Consider the following 15,694-nt stretch of genomic DNA (forward strand, 5'->3'; position numbering starts at 1 on the left):
TCGCTGCGAGATACAATGTGAACCGATATGGACGTTGTCGTAGTTGGTGGCGGAATTATCGGTTTATCATCGGCATATTACCTCGCACGAGCAGGTGCAAACGTCACTCTTTGTGAGAAAGGTTCGCTCGGAATGGAAAGTACTGCACGCTCTGCGGGGGGTATCAGAATGCAATTCTCGACTGAGATCAACGTTCGACTGTCACTTGCAAGTCAAGCGGTGTGGAACACGTTCGACGAAGAGTTTGAGGTTGATATCGCACATCGCAAATCTGGCTATCTCTTTCTAGCACGTGACGAGAAGACAGCACAAAAATTCCGTGAGAACGTTACAATGCAGAACAACCTTGGTGTCGAGTCCGAGTATCTCTCACCGTTGGAGGCAACTGATTATTGTCCTGGACTCCAGTCAAACCGTTTTCTCGCCGCGACCTACAACGCCGCGGATGGATATGCTGATCCAAACCTTGCTGTGCAAGGGTATGCGACAAAGGCGAGAGAACGTGATGTCGATATTCGGACAAAAACCGGGGTTCTCGATATTGTTACCGATGATTCGGGCGTTACTGGTGTTGAAACTGATTCTGGAAAACTTGAAGCGGATTACGTCGTTAATACCGCTGGCGCATGGGCGGCCAACCTCGCCGCGTTGGCAGGAATCGATCTACCGATATCCCCTCGACGGAGGCAGATCGCCATTGTCGATCCGACACAGCCACTTCCAGAAGATCATCCCTTGACCATCGATCTCGATACGGGGTCGTACTTTCGCCCGGAACGAGATGGAGCAGCGATCGTCGGTGGTCATTTCAGTGACGAAGATAACAATGTTGATCCAAGTACATATTCTGATTCGATGTCCCTTGAATGGGCAGCCACAGCTGTTGAACACGCAGCGAATTATACAGCGTACTTTGACGGCGAGTCGCGTATCAGACGGGGATGGGCGGGACTGTACGCTGTAACGCCGGATCACCACCCCATCATCGAAGAGACCATTCCAGGATTTATCACTGCTGCGGGGTTTTCAGGTCATGGCTTTCAACATGCGCCTGCGACCGGGAAATTGGTAGCCGAGCTTTGTATTGATGGTAAGCCTTCTCTCGTCAACATCGATCCGTTGTCGAGCCATCGGTTCGAAAACGACAACGAACTCATCGAACAAAATGTCGCCTGAATCAATCGGGGTATACATAGAACTGTATGTTGCATGTGCGCTCGCTCGTGAAGCAGGCGTCTGGAGCGATGACTCTGATTTCGATGAGCAAGATCTGGTACCGATGTATTCGACGAACGACGTTATCACTTCATTCGACGCAATTTAAGAGCGAAAATAGCAGCAATCCACCGATCTTACAGAATGATCAAACGCCACAGAATCGCGCACAGGCTGAACAATTTTCCTTCGACGTTGATGCCCCCGGACTCGTTGAAGTCACCAACGAGAGTCACGAGAACCCGGAAGAGAACCAATACACAGTCTCTATCGACGACGTAACCGAGAAACTAATGGCCTGCACGTGTCCGCACCACGCCCACCGAAACGCATTCTGCAAACACATGGCCGCCGTCGAACACGCAACCGACGACGGGATGCTCGACGCCTTCTCATCGAAGGATGACGACGATACCGAACCAGACAACTGCGACTGTGAGGGCCTCGGTGAGCTCCCGTGCTGGCCATGCGTGCGAACAGGACGGAAAGAACTGCCGAACGAACCCCCGTTTCAGCCCTTTTAACCCAAGGCACGTCAATTGACGTTTTCGGAGATCACTGACCAGTGAACGCTGACGGAAAGCGCGAACACTGTGACCGTGACACTGACAGCCCTCCTTGACCGAGCAACACGTAACGAGTATCGCCGCCGAGCACTTTCTAAATTTGCCACCCAACAAAGAAGTAATCCGGCTACGACTCCACCGATACGACATGAGCGGTAACATTCGAGTCGTCGATCCGATGGATAGAGATCGGACCGAACCGGTGGCTGGCCTCGTCGAGCAGTCGTTGTTTTATTTTGGTGACTATCGGTTCGTTCTGCTTCGAATCGACGAGAATACACCGTGGCACGTCAGGGAAGGAGCCATCTATGGCTGGGTTCGCGCTGGCCAAGGACGGATTGCACATAGCGAAGGTCAATCGACTATTATTGAGACAGGTGACTTCCTCCACGTGCCACCAACAACCGTTCACAGGTACATCGGTGGGGTTGATCAACTGGAGATTCTGGCAGTCGTCACTAGCGATTTTGACATTGTGCAGGCCGCTGCACCGCTGACTACTGATATAGACTCCGAGCCGGCCATTGTCGGTCCCGACGACCTCGTGTCCACGGTCGAGAGTCCAAACCTGATTCGAGAGACACCGTTTCCTGAAGCTGCGGTCCTCATGATGCGTGTCCAAGCAGCTGGAGGGGCCGCCGCTGGTTGGCATCACCATGGAGAGAATGTCTATTTTGGCTATGCTGTTGACGGACCGAGCGAGACTGAGTATGGTCCAGCGGGCGAGAACAGTGCACGGATCGAAATCGGCGAATGTTTCCATGTCCCGCCGGGGCTAATCCACCGCGATACAAATCCGACTGATACCGCCCACACGGGGATCATCTGGCTCTGCGGTGGCGAACCCTGGGCCGTGAACGTTGAGGGTCCTGAGTAATGCCGTCTTCACTCGATTGCGAGGTGCGCTTGAGATACAGAGCAGAATTCCCTCACTGTATTCGGCACGCGATTCGCCTTACCTGATGAGGGTTTCCCAACCGTGTCATGACTTCGACTATAATGAACACTTTTCGGTGACGATTGCAGTCGATGGCATCACTCGAGAGCGAAACCTCCTTATCGCTGATCTTGAGAGCGATTTCGATGCTGGTGAGAGCGGAGTGATCAACGTATTTTTGACCCAATCTATGGGAGTCATTATAATCAATTCCAGGATAATAAGTGGCCCACCGCCGTTCAGAACCAGGACAGGCTGTCAGGGGATTCCGAGGGGATCGTCTGTTGATTTAAAGAGTTGACTGAATTGTGTCTGAACACTCACTTAGTGAAGATTTCTATAGCCTATATCACCATTCTATACAGTACATATCTATCATTCCATACTGATACCACCATTGACTGGTGTATAGGTACCAGTCAAGAATTGTGCGCCTTCACCAGCGATCGCTGCGACAGTCTTTGCGATATCATCGGGTTGGGCGACCCGGCTAAGTGGTGTTGTACGTGAAATGCCCTTCCGAACATCTTCATTTAGTTGGTCAGCAGTGGCATCAGTTTCAACAAGACCAGGCGAGATCACGTTTGCTCGGACACCGTGTTCACCATACTCTTCAGCAACATATTTTGCAAACGCGTTCAATCCAGCCTTTGCGGTGCCGTATGCGGCAAAACCTCTTTGTGGCGATTGAGAAAGCCCTGAGGAGATATATATGAGTTGGCCTCCATCAGATGCAACCATTTCAGGCAGAACAGCTTTTGAGCACGTGAAGGCAGCTTTGAGTTCCGCATCTAATTTGTCGCTAAACTCGTTCCATGTGAGCTCCCTCAGTGGTTTGGTCGCAAACGGTATATTGGCATTGCTGATGAGAAGATCCACGCTGTCCCACTCACCTTCGATTTCAGCGACCATCTCTTCGACAGCATCAGTCTCCGTCACATCTGCTTGCACTGTCATTGCATCACCACCAGTAGCTTCAATATCAGCGACGACTTCGGCGGCTTCATCTTCACTCGTTCGGTAGTTGATGACAACTTTCGCACCGCGCAAAGCGAGTTCGCGTGCCGTAGCAGCACCAATACCGCGACTACTTCCTGTCACAAGTGCAATCGATGAATCCAAAGTTTCGACCATACCTAGAACCGCCCTCTCGATTATCAAATACGACTCGAAACCGGTAGAGTTCAGTCACTAACAGAACGGTAAAAACACCACAATTCGAAGAGGATCTCATATTCGAAGGGGACAACTCAATCGGTAACTCCGATTAAGCTGATAATTGTCGCCTAGTATGACGCTGACCGAGTGTGCGGATGCGACCGAATGTGCGGACACACCGACGACAGAGCGCGGCCTGCTCGACCGTGCCCAACAGCATGTGGCGATGTCGCCGCCGAGCACTTCCCGGATTTGCCGATCGAAACGATCGATTGGGAGATGTCTCACCGTACGAAACAGCAGGCGGGCATCACCAAATACGACCCTGCCAGAGGCTACCGAGTTCCCTCCCGATTACTGGTTCATGAGCCGGCCCAGTGGTCCCTCGCGGAGCCCCTCGCTTGTAACTGCGTGGTAGGTGATCATGATCGCTATTCCGATCAAACCGAGGAATGGGTTGACAAACCAACCAACCACCGCGGCTAGGCTGTAGAGCACCAGGCCGGTCAGGGGTCGCAAGCTTTGTGTACGGAAATAGTGGGCGGGGAGATCTGGATTAGCTAATGTGGGGTGCCGGCGCAGGTATGAAAAGGCCACCAGCCAAGGGGCGGACATGATTGCAGCCATAAGGGCGTAGAAGGTGACGGCGGTTCGCAGGTCGTCGTAATTACCCCCGGCTAGCGCGGTTGCGAGGACGGCAGTTGGAAACGGAATGATCACCACACCGAAAAGGATGCCAAGATTGATCCAGTTCAGGCTTAGGGTCATTTCTCGGATATGGCGAAAGAGTCCATGGTGATTGAGCCAGAGAACCCCTACGTAGACGAATGACAGCACGAACGCTAGATAGGACGGCCATTCCCCGCGCAATCCCGCAAGCAGTCTACCGGGTTCGGTGTGCGGTACCCCTAACTCCAGCACTAACAGAGTGATGATAATCGCGAAAACGCCGTCGCTGAACGCCTTCACCCGGTCAATCTCCGCGTACCGTTCCTCCACTGTCGACTTGTTCGCCGTCTGATCTCGATTGCTTGCCGTCATCGGTATTGGCGGAAGAAACCCCGTATGTCTTCGACCAAGAGATCCGGTACCTCCATCGCAGCGAAGTGGCCGCCGCGGTCGAATTCTGACCAATGGGTAATATTGTGATTCTGTTCGGCGTATCGTCGGATGGAAGGATCCTTAGTGAACACCGCCACACCAGTCGGCACTTCGGATGGCTCCGTCCATTGGTTGGAATGGGCGTTCTCGTAGTACAAGCGGGCTGACGAATTAGCCGTACCGGTTAGCCAGTAAAGCATCACGTTGGTGAGCAGACGGTCGCGATCGACCACGTCTTCAGGTAACTCCTCCGTGTCGTCGGTCCATTCTTTGAATTTTTCCATGATCCACGCCAGTTGACCGACCGGTGAGTCGGTGAGTCCATAGGCGAGAGTCTGCGGCCGGGTGGACTGGATCTGCGAATATCCAGACTGTTCGTCCAGAAAGTGTTCGATCATCACTACACGAGCTTTCTCCGAATCGGTGAGTTCGGCTAGCTCCTCGTCGTCAAGCGGTGGAAACGGCATAAACCCAACAGTGGCAGCATTGACGTGGATGCCGACAACGTGGTCGGAGTCGACCCGCCCCAGGTCTGGAGAGACTTCAGCACCGACATCACCACCCTGAGCGCCGTACCGGTCGTAGCCCAGCCGACTCATCAGTTCAGCAAACGCAGCCGCGATGCGCCGCTTAGTCCACCCAACTTCCTTGGTAACCCCAGAGAACCCGAAACCAGGGATTGAAGGGATCACTAGGTGGAACGCATCGGTAGGATCGCCGCCGTGTGCGCGCGGGTTTGTGAGTGGACCGATAACTTCCAGAAATTCCACGACCGATCCGGGCCAACCATGGGTGAGAATCAGTGGGAGCGCGTCAGATTCCTCAGAGCGAACGTGCAGGAAATGAATAGTCTGGCCGTCGATGGTCGTTATGAATTGGGGAAACTCATTGAGTTTCGCCTCGTGTTCATGCCAGTCGTAATTAGTCTGCCAATACTCCGTAAGGTCCTTGAGATAGTCCACTGGCACGCCACGGCCCCACCCGTCACTGGGCAGCTGATCGGGCCAGCGGGTGCGCGCCAGACGGTTGTGTAGGTCGTTGAGCTCGCTCTCGGGAATGTCGACGCGGAAGGGGTAAATCTCAGTATCGGTCATCTTTATCACCTCGATTTCGGCGGACTAGAGTCGCCGGCTAGCATCCTAACCCTATCGACTGCATACCTGCTATTCGAACTTCGAGATTTGCAAGCGGTTTGCCGTTAACGAAACCGCAACTGACGACGGGACGCTCGAGGCCTTCCCGTCGGAGGACGACGACGATGCCGAACCAGCCAACTGCGACTGTGAGGGCGTCGGTGGCTTCCCGTGCTGGCCGTGCGTAAGGATGGGACGAAAAGAACTGCCGAACGAACCACCGCTTCAGCTCTATTAATATATCTGGTTTTAAGGGAAATGGAGACACGGGGAGGACTGATTCACTTTCACTGAACTTAGCGCGTTTATATGACGCTTGCTAGCCTATCTCTTCTGGAGGGGTATGGGCATGACATCATATACTGAAACAGAAAATGTGGTCGAACCCAGGCAAAAAATCACTCCAAACCTTTGGTTCGATGATCAGGCAGTGGAAGCCGCGGAGTTTTACACTTCCGCGTTTGAAAACGCGGAAATCAAGGGTACGACCCATTACCCGGATGCCGGGCAGGAAATGACCGGGAAGGAAGCCGGCAGCGTGATGACGGTTTCCTTCGAGGTCGAGGGGTTCTCGTTTGTCGCGCTGAACGGCGGGCCGGAGTTCAGTTTTAACCCGTCGATATCGTTTTTCGTGAGTCGAGAAACAAAAGAGGGAATGGATGAGTTATGGGCACGCCTCGTCGATGGTGGGGAGGTACTCATCCAGCTTGATGAACACCCGTTCAGCGACTATTACGGCTGGGTGCAGGATCGATATGGTGTCACGTGGCAGCTCATCCTCCCCAGCAACGAAGGCGACTGGCGGCCGGATCTGGTGCCGTCCCTCATGTTTACACAGGACAACGCTAACAAAGCCGAGGAAGCCATCGATTTTTACACCGGTGTCTTTGCTGACACCGAGCTGGGTCACCTAGAACGGTATCCGGAAGACACCGGCCCAGCCAAAAAAGGGGCACTTGCCTTCGGAGATTTCAAAGTCGAAGACGTCTGGCTGGCTGTTATGGATACCGGCGTTGAACAGGACTTCGCGTTCAACGAAGCTATCTCCCTCATCGTCAACTGTGAAACCCAGGACGAAATCGACGAACTCTGGGACGCACTCAGCGCGGCACCCAAAGCCGAGCAGTGTGGCTGGCTAAAGGACAAATACGGTGTCTCGTGGCAGATTACGCCGACAATGCTGAACGAGTTGCCGGACGACGACCCAGAGGCCAATGCGCGCATGATGAAGGCACTGCTGGAGATGAAGAAGCTCGACATTGCAGAACTGCAAACAGCATATGATGGAAACTAAGCTGCGTTAACCAAAGAACAATGTCAAAATCAAAAATCAACTTTACCGCTCAACTGGTTACAATCGGATCGCGAACCGTCCTTAGACTACCCGAGCACGCGAGTGAAAAGCTCCCATCTCGCGGCATGGTGATGGGCCGCGGAACCATCAACGGGTTCCATTTTCAGACCCCGCTTGAACCGGACGGTGAAGGAAGCCACTGGTTCGAGGTCGACAAAGCCACGCGTGAAAACGCTGGAGCAGACGTCGGCGACACTGTAACATTGGAGATTGAGCCGGTAAGTGACTGGCCGGAACCCACGGTGCCAGCGGACTTGGAGAATGCTTTTGCAGACCATCCAGAGGCACAGACTCTCTGGAATGATATCACAACGAAAGCACGCTGGGAATATATCCGCTGGATCCGCTCCGCTAAAAAGTCCGAGACACGCGAGCGACGGATCGAGACTACCTGTTCGAAACTGGAAGACGGTCAGCGCAGACCATGTTGTTTTGACAGCAGCTCCTGTACTGTCCCCGATATATCGATGAGTGGAGTGCTGATTGAGCCGATGGAAAATCGCTGACCTGGAAAACCCACGAACAACACGAGTGGAAGCAATTCAGTTCGACCGTTCGCCACGAACTCATTCACGCCTGGCCGTATTACGAGTTCGACGAGGCAGATCACAGGCGAACGTTCGAGCGGTGGACGGACGCTCTCTACTCCTCGGATCACTGTGATTGGTTATTAAAGTAATGTAAATGGATTTTGACTGGCAAATCCGAAACCCAGACTAACTGAAAAGAGGAACGAATTCGAACAACAGATACGCAGAGACTGTTGAAATCCCGGGAACGATATTTTGCATGACAATAACACGGGCAGTAGTCCACGGTTTATAAAGCGAATCCATATCGATGTGTTGACTCCTCTCTACTTCGCTAGTCGATGTATAGTGAATCTTTTTAGGTTCGGTTTTATCGATTGTTGGTGTGTCTGTTGCATCTGCAGCAAGTGCGCCGCCAGAGATCCCCAGTGGACCTTCCTCGATCATTGTAGAGCGACGAGTATACTCCTTCACACGTGTGGCACGGCCCCACCCAAGACCGACAATACTCATTGTTGAAACAATGACGATGCTAGCAGGTATCCCGAGTTCTGAAAGGACAGTGATGAGGATAGAACTCACGAGTGCAACGATCAATGCTGCAAGCAGAGGCATATCAGTGAGTTCATTTCCCATCGTATCGAGAGTTCGTCGAGCAATGGTAAACGCCCCGACTGCAATTGCACTCCCCGCAATCAAAATACCAGGGTTCATTTCAATAGCACCGCTGCCGACGAGTGGAGCAATTGCGTTCGCCATATTCGAGGCACCCGCCGAGAATGCGGTATAACAGCCGACGATGATAACCAACAGGGTACCAATGAACTCTCGCATAGTTGTATTCTGGCCGAGTGTTGGTCGGACAATCCATCCCGAGCGATCAATCTGAAGCAGTGCACCTTTGGTTTGTGTAATTGCGAACCAATCGAGAAGGGTAGGGTACCAGTATCGACCAATAATGGCACTTACCCAAAAGGCAACCACTGGGGAAACGAGCCACCACGAAACAATACGCCACATCACTCCTACGTTCAGTGCATCAGTTGCAAGACCGAGTCCAGCAATCGTGCCAACACCAGTCATTGAGGTCGAGGCAGGGACACCAACGATATTCGAGAGAAACAACGCCAATCCAATAAAAAAGAGAATTGCAATACTCGCTTCCAGAGTGAAAAATCGACTCGGAACAATTTCACCACCCATTGTATTGATGACATTGCGACCAACTGTCCATCCGCCAATAAGAGCACAGATACTCATGAGAGATGCAGCACCAACCTTGGAGATCGTTTGGCTACCAACTGCAGGACCGAAAGCAACCCCCGTATTCGAACCACCAACATTGAAGCCCACAAAAATTGCGACAGTAAGTCCAATAAGAAAGAGTATCTCTACCATAGCTGAACCAAGTGGTATCGTTTGTTAAGTCCTTTGTCAACGTTTAGTAGGAATCAACATCATTAGCTCGAGGTCGCTCTGTCGGAGTAACCCGTAATTGTGCGCCTGATGGTTGACGTTCACTTGATCGATGTCCTGATACTGATTCACGGACGAACCTCATTGAACAGCGCTGGAGAACGTGGATTATTCGAGGAATTCAATATGAGAAGTGGTGGTTCATTCTCCTCTTCATTGGTTTTGGATTGATGGGAATTGCCATCATTAGAAGCGGCCACTTCACAATAGCCGATCTACTCAAAGTGAGCAAAATATTTGGACAACTCGTTCTTCTAATTCTGCTTCTTGCACTCCCACTCGTTCTACTAGATTCTGAGTTAACACGAAGTTAGTATATAATACTAATTCAGGATCTCGCCATTTCTGACTGCTCTCCTGTTCTCCATTACCACGAGGTCCACCTATAGTAGGGCGGCTTCTTCGCGCTTTCCAACCATCACTGGTATATCGGTCGTGTACTCCTTTCCAGCAAACACCACCGTCACGGTCACATGATTCGGTAATTTCACCACCAATTCTTTGCGTGTTATCGTCGGACCAGTCGAAGATACAGTCACGTATGGCTGGTCATCTTCAGATGACAGTCCAGATGAAATCTCCTCGTCCGTGCCGAATCGAATTGGAATATTCTACTGGACCGTCCGTGTTGCGATCGACCCAGCTTCAAATTCAGCCCACCATTCGAATGATCGCGTTGCAAACTCAACCGGGCCATCAGCATTCCGTGCTGTCACAATCCGAACTTCGTCTGTTTCAGGAAGGTACTCAACATTCTCACTCTTGGCCCGTTGACGGACAGTCAAAGGTTTCTTACAGGGTGTAAGGGGTGTTGCTGTACCGATTCTGGATAGTGATCAGGAAGTTGTCGCTTCAATAGGAGTCACCGGCCCTCGGACTCGGTTTCAGACCTCATATATCTCGGATCTATTGAAATCCTTAGAGTCTGCAAAAAATGAGATTGAAGTCCAAGGACAATATTATAGATAGTTGTTATACTCTATAATTTCATAGCACAACGTTTGCCAGACTGGGACACACTCCTCAATTTTGCACCCGAACTCACCAGGAATAGGCACGACAACCCCGATGAACATCAATATGTCATAACGGTGGACGATGCGACCAACAAACTGATGGCCTGCATCTGCCCGCACCACGTTCACCGACCTGCGTTCTGCAAGCACATGGCCGCCGTCGAAACCACGATAGATGACGGCACCCTGACGGCGTTCTCATCGGACGACGAGGATGAGCGTATCAGTGGTCCCTATACGAGCTACGACACGTACGGCACCGTCGATCACACCTACTGGCAGTGTGGTGGCTGTGGCGCGGAAGCCACTCGGAAAGGCGCACTTACCGACTGCTGCTAACCCCGTCTCACTTTTCATTTATGGCACGAGAAACGACGCTCTCCGATGTTGCTACCCAGCGAACGCTGACCGAAAGCGCGAACACAGTGACCGACGATATCCCTGAGACAGCGACGGCCCTGCTCTCCTCGCGTTCTCTCACGTCTCCCGAATCGAACTCTGGGTGAACACGAAGGTCATTCTTCCTGTTGGATAGTTAGTTGAACGGATTATCTGGCGTCTCCAGACGAGTGATTTCCTCGAATACGTCGAAGTCATCATCAAACGAGTACAGATACTCGATCCCTTCTCGTTGCATGTATGCAACGATCGTCGCGTCCCCAAAGGAGAGGGCCTCATAGGTCTTAAAGAGGGTAACAGCGCTAGTGAAGTCCTTTTGTGCCGCGTGGAGGACTTCGAACCCAGCAGACTGATTCAACCGCTCATACGTCTCTGCTGCCGTCTCATGGCGCTTCCGGTTGTGTATCCAATTGAGGGTTTCGAGAGCGATGTAGTTCGTCACTCTCCCTGTCGGGAGATCACCGTGATCCATTCCGCGGACAATCTCCATAGCACTGTCGTGGTGTTGGTCATCAGTATCCGCCATCCCGATGAGAACGCCTGTATCGACGACTGCAACAACCATCAGTTGTTTTCGAAGAAGGCAGGATCTTCTTCGTGACCCGCAAGGTCGTGCGTTTCGGACCCGCCACCACCCATTGGTACCGGCTCAAAGTCGTCGAATGCCCCGTAGCGTTGCTTAACAACCTCGACAGAGAGGTTTCCCTCATTGTCCGCATTCCAGCGGAGTTTGTCGCCCGGTTCGATGTCGAGCCGTCGGCGGAGCGACGCCGGAATCGTAACCATTCCCCGGTCGCTGACCTTCGTTTCTTCGGTTGCCATACTCGGCAGTACAGGCTCTCGCTTGATACATGTTGCGCCTCATGTAGCGTGATAATCCATGCACCCGTAGGGTGCACCAACACCCGGCACCGGTCTTCCTAATTGATCTCAAGAAAGACCATGAGTACAAAACAATCCGCAGCCTTGAAGCTGCCAAGACGGCACAGAAACGCGCATAGGCCGAACAGTTTTCCTTCGACGTCGATGCCCCCGGACTCGTCGAAGTCACCACCGAGAGCCACGAGAACCCCGCAAACCACCAGTACACCATCTCCATCGACGACATGACTGGTGAACTGATGGCCTGCACCTGTCCGCATCACGTCCACCGCAATGCCGTCTGTAAACACATGCCCGCCGTCGAAAACGTAACCGACGACGGAACACTCGATGCGTTCCCATCGGAGGACAAAGACGATAACGAACTCGAAGACTGTGACTGCGACGGTCTCGGTGGCTTTCCGTGTTGGCCGTGCGTGCGAACGGGACGAATAGTACTGCCGAACTAACCACCGCTTCAGCTCTTTTTCTCAATCACATTAACTTCTGATTTCGAATCTCACCGACCAACGAACGCTCATGGAGACGATTACGGTGGATTTTGAGCGGTATTGAGCTCGGCAAAATTCTCAGTCTCGTAACCCCGACGCCACAGTTTCAACACGGCTCGTGTCACAATCCGTGGTTCCTCAACTTCTATGCATGACTGAATCGCGGTTTGCGAGTCTGCTGCCGGTGGTTCGTGGAAATGATTTTCAGGAGAGTGGGTATTCGGATGCCGATCGAATCGCCAGTTGACATCGGCTTCATCCACGTAGTGAAACCGGTATGCACCGGATGCGTACCACGTTATATCGAACCGACACCACGTAGAGTCTCCAATTCCATCGGCGAATGTGACATGGAGTTCTTTCGGTGATAGTATATTATCGAACGTCGCGTCCTCGACAACGGGTTCTTCATGGAGAACAATATCTCGTATCGTCTGCATTTCAGCAGCATCAGGTGGTCCGATAGCACCACTTAGCTCGTCAGAAGAAATTCCCGCAGATGAATCACCTGCCATCTCTCAGACAAGTGTTCCAGAATCGGTTCTATGGGCGAATGCCCCCCGAGTTCCATTACCTCCCGATGCCTCGGTACGATCACCACTATCAGGAGTGAAATCATAGAGTGCAAGGGCTGCCTGTGCAATATGAAGGTTCTTTTCGAGTGCTCGCCACTCCGAAACGGCTGTCCACTCGTCGGTCTCTGCGGACTCTATTTGGAGTGCAAGATCATCCGGAGTAGTCGCGTCAAAGTCGTCTTGATACGCCTGTACTTGCTCTCGGAGATCTTGAATACCATTTGCGAGCTCTTCCCGTGAGAGCTGGGTATGTAACTCGCTAATGCGTTGCATCGCGACTGTTTGTCGCGAGCGTTTGTATTGTTCTCCGCGTCCTGTCCTTTCCGTCTGAGCGATACCTGCTTCGACGAGGATTTGAAGATGTTTCCGAGCAGTTGGCTCGCTAACACGGGCGCGCTCGGCAAGTTCTTTGGCGTACTGTGGGTTTGTCGTTGAGAGCAGTACCTCACGGACGCGTTCGAATGGTGTCGTCTCCGCTTTCCATTCCTCAACGACTGCTTCGTTAACGTTTCCTTCCCATGGTGGATCTGTATCTGGCATTATACTCCTCTAAGAGCCACAGACAAATATAGATTCTCCCAAGAACCCATATTTTCCCTAAATTGATGATGTCCGGGACGCCACCGTGAAGTTTCTCGAAACAGGTCAGAAACGCGCATAGTAGGTGCAGTTTTCCCTCGACTGCGAACGTTATAGAGAGATGTTCGAATGAACAATAGTGGCCATGCTGGAGCAGCTGAGCGATGAATGTTCGTTTTTTCTCTTTAATGGGTTCTCCCTCAACACTCGCCATCGTCTGTTCAAAGGAAAGATCCGCATTGAACTCGCGCATGTAGTCATTCCCAACGATGTAAAGCGGTTCATGGTTCGGTTCGTCGTCGTGTAACGCTCACTGTACTGCTTCGCTTTCGTTTTTGCCATCGCCATCGATAACGACGTCTCTCGTGTCGAATAGAGCCCCACAAAATACCCGAGGTAATAGCAGGCCTAACTCAGGCATCAACACAACTCTGCCGGAATGCTTGTTATGGATTCGTCGTAGCACGCATATCGCGGACGAACTGGATCACGGCGGCGAGGAGGATGAGGCAAATGATGATCATCGCGCCCTGTGAAACGGCCGCGATAACTGAGTCAACAGCTTCTCCGGTGAGCAACGCGATGATAGCTGGAACCCCTCGCATCGATCCCAGGACTCCGAGCACGGCCAGGAGGCCGATTCCGTAGGCAGCAAGCCGTTGTCGATCCGGTTGCTGCTGTCCCACCACGCCCAAGATGGCGATGACAACGCCGAAAATGGCAGGAATGAGTGCTGTGATGCTTGCGAAGTCAGAGAGAACGTAGGCACTGACGCCCAAGACGATGAGTACAATTCCCATGACTTTGCCTAACATGAACGTGGAAGGACTGGAGTACGCCATATTTGAAACCTTGTGTGGGATAGGCGTATAGGTTTTCACTCGTGACGACCTGGCTCACCGCTCGTCGCTATTCTGGGACGGATGCCAGAGGGTAGTTATCATTCCATACTGTTACCACCATTAACTGGTGTATAGGTACCAGTCAAGAATTGTGCGCCTTCACCAGCGATCGCTGCGACAGTCTTTGCGATATCATCGGGTTGGGCGATCCGGCTAAGTGGTGTTGTACGTGAAATGCCCTTCCGAACATCTTCAGGACGACGGTCACTGACCGAATTCTCGTTTAAGTAGTTCTCGCGATAAGAAATGGATACGAGGAAAATTCTCACGGTTCCTGCTTTCTGCGTGAGTCATTTCTATCGCTTTTGCTTCGAGTTTTAGAGCAATCATTGGTTAGTAGCCCATACTAACAAACGATGCCCGCTCCGGCGACGAGTGACACTCAACAAAGGGCTGTGAATATTACTCGAAAACGTACTGCGTCATCGTTTCGACCGCGGTGTCCACAAACTCTGTCGTAAGTCGGCAACTGCACGATCAATATCAATATCCATGAGTGAGACGACAGCCCACGGAGAGATAAACGACTCTCGATTCAATGTGCCCGCCTCAAATTCGTTCGCTAGTGAGAGTCCTTCGGAATACTCTTTGGTGGTGATTCCAAGCGCGATGTACTGTTGCCCAGCAAACGGATGATCCTGACCGCTGATAATCAAATACGGCCGTCGAGGTGTATTTCCAAACGGGTCAGAAGCGACAACCACGACACCGCGTTCATACATTACTTGTTCTCTGTCGACCTACTCTCTTGTTCCTTCTCGTCAAGATCCGGAAGATCATCGTCCCAGTCCGGATTCTCGTCGTAGTAGTCACCCTCGAACTGCATTGCCACTGTTTCTAACCCGATGAGGCTCGCCATGTGAGCATCATATGCTTCAGGGTTGATTGCCCAGTATTCACCCTTATGCCGAACGAGTCCCCGAGATTCGAGTCGACTAAGCGTTGTACCGACGCTCCCACGAGGAATTCCGAGTTCTTCGGCTATCTCCCCGGCACGGAATCCTAAATCTGGCTCCTCAGCGAGGAATTCGAGAATACACCGGCCGTTTGTATTCTCATTCGGTAAATTCGTCGGGTGGTAGCTTTCGAACTCAACAGGCATGTGTAACAGTATGTAATAGAGAGTAATAAGACTGCTGTTGAGGATGAACTGGGAATGCAACGAATGGTGTAATTGATAGGAGAAACAGCAATGACCCATCTGCTAACACTCGAATGCCCCCTAAACACCTAGAAACCACCAATGATGCCCACGAGAATCCTGCAGACCATCAATACGGGTCTCCACCGACGACATGACTAGCGAGCGAATCACTAGGGATTCTCGAGCCATCAGAATTTAGCGTTATTGAATGGATAGCTGCCGATTTTCTCCCGATA

At 52.0% G+C, this 15,694-nt stretch carries 19 protein-coding genes and 2 pseudogenes; 10 read left to right on the forward strand and 11 right to left on the reverse strand.

What is annotated here, in order from left to right; translation table 11 throughout:
- Window positions 1-27 precede the first annotated feature (27 nt).
- The 4 genes and pseudogenes from OOF89_RS23455 to OOF89_RS23470 all read left to right on the forward strand — a co-directional run bounded on the left by OOF89_RS23455 (window position 28) and on the right by OOF89_RS23470 (window position 2,658).
- Complete coding sequence (locus OOF89_RS23455; protein ID WP_266083371.1) at window positions 28-1,176, forward strand: NAD(P)/FAD-dependent oxidoreductase; 1,149 nt, start codon at window positions 28-30, stop codon at window positions 1,174-1,176.
- Window positions 1,177-1,198: 22 nt separating this feature from the next.
- Window positions 1,199-1,324 (forward strand): annotated as a pseudogene (locus OOF89_RS23460) (PIN domain-containing protein); the annotation flags it as partial.
- On the forward strand, window positions 1,269-1,739 hold the full coding sequence (locus OOF89_RS23465) for an SWIM zinc finger family protein (RefSeq protein WP_266083383.1): 471 nt from the start codon (window positions 1,269-1,271) through the stop codon (window positions 1,737-1,739). The pseudogene OOF89_RS23460 and the gene OOF89_RS23465, both read left to right, overlap by 56 nt.
- Window positions 1,740-1,929: 190 nt before the next feature.
- The gene (locus tag OOF89_RS23470) at window positions 1,930-2,658 is read left to right on the forward strand and encodes a cupin domain-containing protein (RefSeq protein ID WP_266083372.1); all 729 of its coding nucleotides are present in this window, start codon (window positions 1,930-1,932) and stop codon (window positions 2,656-2,658) included.
- A 435-nt stretch (window positions 2,659-3,093) separates the two neighbouring features.
- Here the strand turns inward: OOF89_RS23470 and OOF89_RS23475 are convergent, their stop codons facing one another.
- The 3 genes from OOF89_RS23475 to OOF89_RS23485 all read right to left on the reverse strand — a co-directional run bounded on the left by OOF89_RS23475 (window position 3,094) and on the right by OOF89_RS23485 (window position 6,071).
- On the reverse strand, window positions 3,094-3,852 hold the full coding sequence (locus OOF89_RS23475; protein ID WP_266083373.1) for an SDR family NAD(P)-dependent oxidoreductase: 759 nt from the start codon (window positions 3,850-3,852) through the stop codon (window positions 3,094-3,096).
- Between the two features lie 378 nt (window positions 3,853-4,230).
- Window positions 4,231-4,917, reverse strand: coding sequence for a TMEM175 family protein (locus OOF89_RS23480; RefSeq protein ID WP_266082825.1), 687 nt, complete (start codon window positions 4,915-4,917; stop codon window positions 4,231-4,233).
- Window positions 4,914-6,071 carry an epoxide hydrolase family protein gene (locus OOF89_RS23485; RefSeq protein WP_266082827.1) on the reverse strand — a complete coding sequence of 386 codons (1,158 nt, stop codon included), beginning with the start codon at window positions 6,069-6,071 and terminating at the stop codon, window positions 4,914-4,916. The genes OOF89_RS23480 and OOF89_RS23485 overlap by 4 nt, the downstream gene beginning before the upstream one ends.
- A 388-nt stretch (window positions 6,072-6,459) precedes the next feature.
- On the opposite strand from OOF89_RS23485, the gene OOF89_RS23490 reads away from it, so the two are divergent.
- Window positions 6,460-7,404, forward strand: a complete 945-nt coding sequence (locus OOF89_RS23490) for a VOC family protein (RefSeq protein WP_266082829.1) — start codon at window positions 6,460-6,462, stop codon at window positions 7,402-7,404.
- A 20-nt stretch (window positions 7,405-7,424) separates the two neighbouring features.
- Entirely contained in the window at window positions 7,425-7,970 is a 546-nt protein-coding gene (locus OOF89_RS23495; RefSeq protein WP_266082831.1) for a YdeI/OmpD-associated family protein, read from the forward strand.
- Between the two features lie 210 nt (window positions 7,971-8,180).
- On the opposite strand, the gene OOF89_RS23500 is transcribed toward OOF89_RS23495, so the two are convergent.
- Window positions 8,181-9,392 carry an inorganic phosphate transporter gene (locus OOF89_RS23500; protein WP_266082833.1) on the reverse strand — a complete coding sequence of 404 codons (1,212 nt, stop codon included), beginning with the start codon at window positions 9,390-9,392 and terminating at the stop codon, window positions 8,181-8,183.
- Window positions 9,393-10,277: 885 nt separating this feature from the next.
- Between OOF89_RS23500 and OOF89_RS23505 the strand changes: the two are divergent.
- The 3 genes and pseudogenes from OOF89_RS23505 to OOF89_RS23515 all read left to right on the forward strand — a co-directional run.
- Window positions 10,278-10,439: pseudogene (locus tag OOF89_RS23505) on the forward strand (IclR family transcriptional regulator); the annotation flags it as partial.
- Window positions 10,440-10,471: 32 nt separating this feature from the next.
- Entirely contained in the window at window positions 10,472-10,825 is a 354-nt protein-coding gene (locus OOF89_RS23510; protein WP_266082834.1) for a hypothetical protein, read from the forward strand.
- A gap of 20 nt (window positions 10,826-10,845) precedes the next feature.
- The gene (locus tag OOF89_RS23515) at window positions 10,846-10,992 is read left to right on the forward strand and encodes a hypothetical protein (RefSeq protein ID WP_266082835.1); all 147 of its coding nucleotides are present in this window, start codon (window positions 10,846-10,848) and stop codon (window positions 10,990-10,992) included.
- 29 nt (window positions 10,993-11,021) lie between these two features.
- Here the strand turns inward: OOF89_RS23515 and OOF89_RS23520 are convergent, their stop codons facing one another.
- The gene (locus tag OOF89_RS23520) at window positions 11,022-11,450 is read right to left on the reverse strand and encodes a type II toxin-antitoxin system VapC family toxin (protein ID WP_266082836.1); all 429 of its coding nucleotides are present in this window, start codon (window positions 11,448-11,450) and stop codon (window positions 11,022-11,024) included.
- Window positions 11,450-11,707, reverse strand: a complete 258-nt coding sequence (locus OOF89_RS23525; protein WP_266082838.1) for an AbrB/MazE/SpoVT family DNA-binding domain-containing protein — start codon at window positions 11,705-11,707, stop codon at window positions 11,450-11,452. The genes OOF89_RS23520 and OOF89_RS23525 overlap by 1 nt, the downstream gene beginning before the upstream one ends.
- Window positions 11,708-11,991: 284 nt before the next feature.
- On the opposite strand from OOF89_RS23525, the gene OOF89_RS23530 reads away from it, so the two are divergent.
- On the forward strand, window positions 11,992-12,216 hold the full coding sequence (locus OOF89_RS23530; protein ID WP_266082840.1) for an SWIM zinc finger family protein: 225 nt from the start codon (window positions 11,992-11,994) through the stop codon (window positions 12,214-12,216).
- A gap of 560 nt (window positions 12,217-12,776) precedes the next feature.
- Here OOF89_RS23530 and OOF89_RS23540 read toward each other — a convergent pair.
- The 5 genes from OOF89_RS23540 to OOF89_RS23560 form a co-directional block, all read right to left on the reverse strand.
- On the reverse strand, window positions 12,777-13,373 hold the full coding sequence (locus tag OOF89_RS23540; RefSeq protein WP_266082842.1) for a winged helix-turn-helix domain-containing protein: 597 nt from the start codon (window positions 13,371-13,373) through the stop codon (window positions 12,777-12,779).
- Window positions 13,336-13,665, reverse strand: coding sequence for an FAD-dependent thymidylate synthase (locus tag OOF89_RS24710; protein WP_407661683.1), 330 nt, complete (start codon window positions 13,663-13,665; stop codon window positions 13,336-13,338). Before OOF89_RS24710 ends, OOF89_RS23540 begins: the two co-directional genes overlap by 38 nt.
- 193 nt (window positions 13,666-13,858) lie before the next feature.
- The gene (locus OOF89_RS23550) at window positions 13,859-14,254 is read right to left on the reverse strand and encodes a hypothetical protein (RefSeq protein ID WP_266082844.1); all 396 of its coding nucleotides are present in this window, start codon (window positions 14,252-14,254) and stop codon (window positions 13,859-13,861) included.
- A gap of 98 nt (window positions 14,255-14,352) precedes the next feature.
- The gene (locus OOF89_RS23555) at window positions 14,353-14,583 is read right to left on the reverse strand and encodes an SDR family oxidoreductase (RefSeq protein ID WP_266082846.1); all 231 of its coding nucleotides are present in this window, start codon (window positions 14,581-14,583) and stop codon (window positions 14,353-14,355) included.
- A 452-nt stretch (window positions 14,584-15,035) separates the two neighbouring features.
- Window positions 15,036-15,416 (reverse strand): MarR family transcriptional regulator, encoded by a 381-nt coding sequence (locus OOF89_RS23560; protein WP_266082848.1) that lies wholly within the window; start codon window positions 15,414-15,416, stop codon window positions 15,036-15,038.
- Window positions 15,417-15,694: the final 278 nt, after the last annotated feature.

Origin of the sequence: Haladaptatus caseinilyticus (assembly GCF_026248685.1) — an archaeon.
In the GTDB taxonomy this organism is placed as follows: domain Archaea; phylum Halobacteriota; class Halobacteria; order Halobacteriales; family Haladaptataceae; genus Haladaptatus; species Haladaptatus caseinilyticus.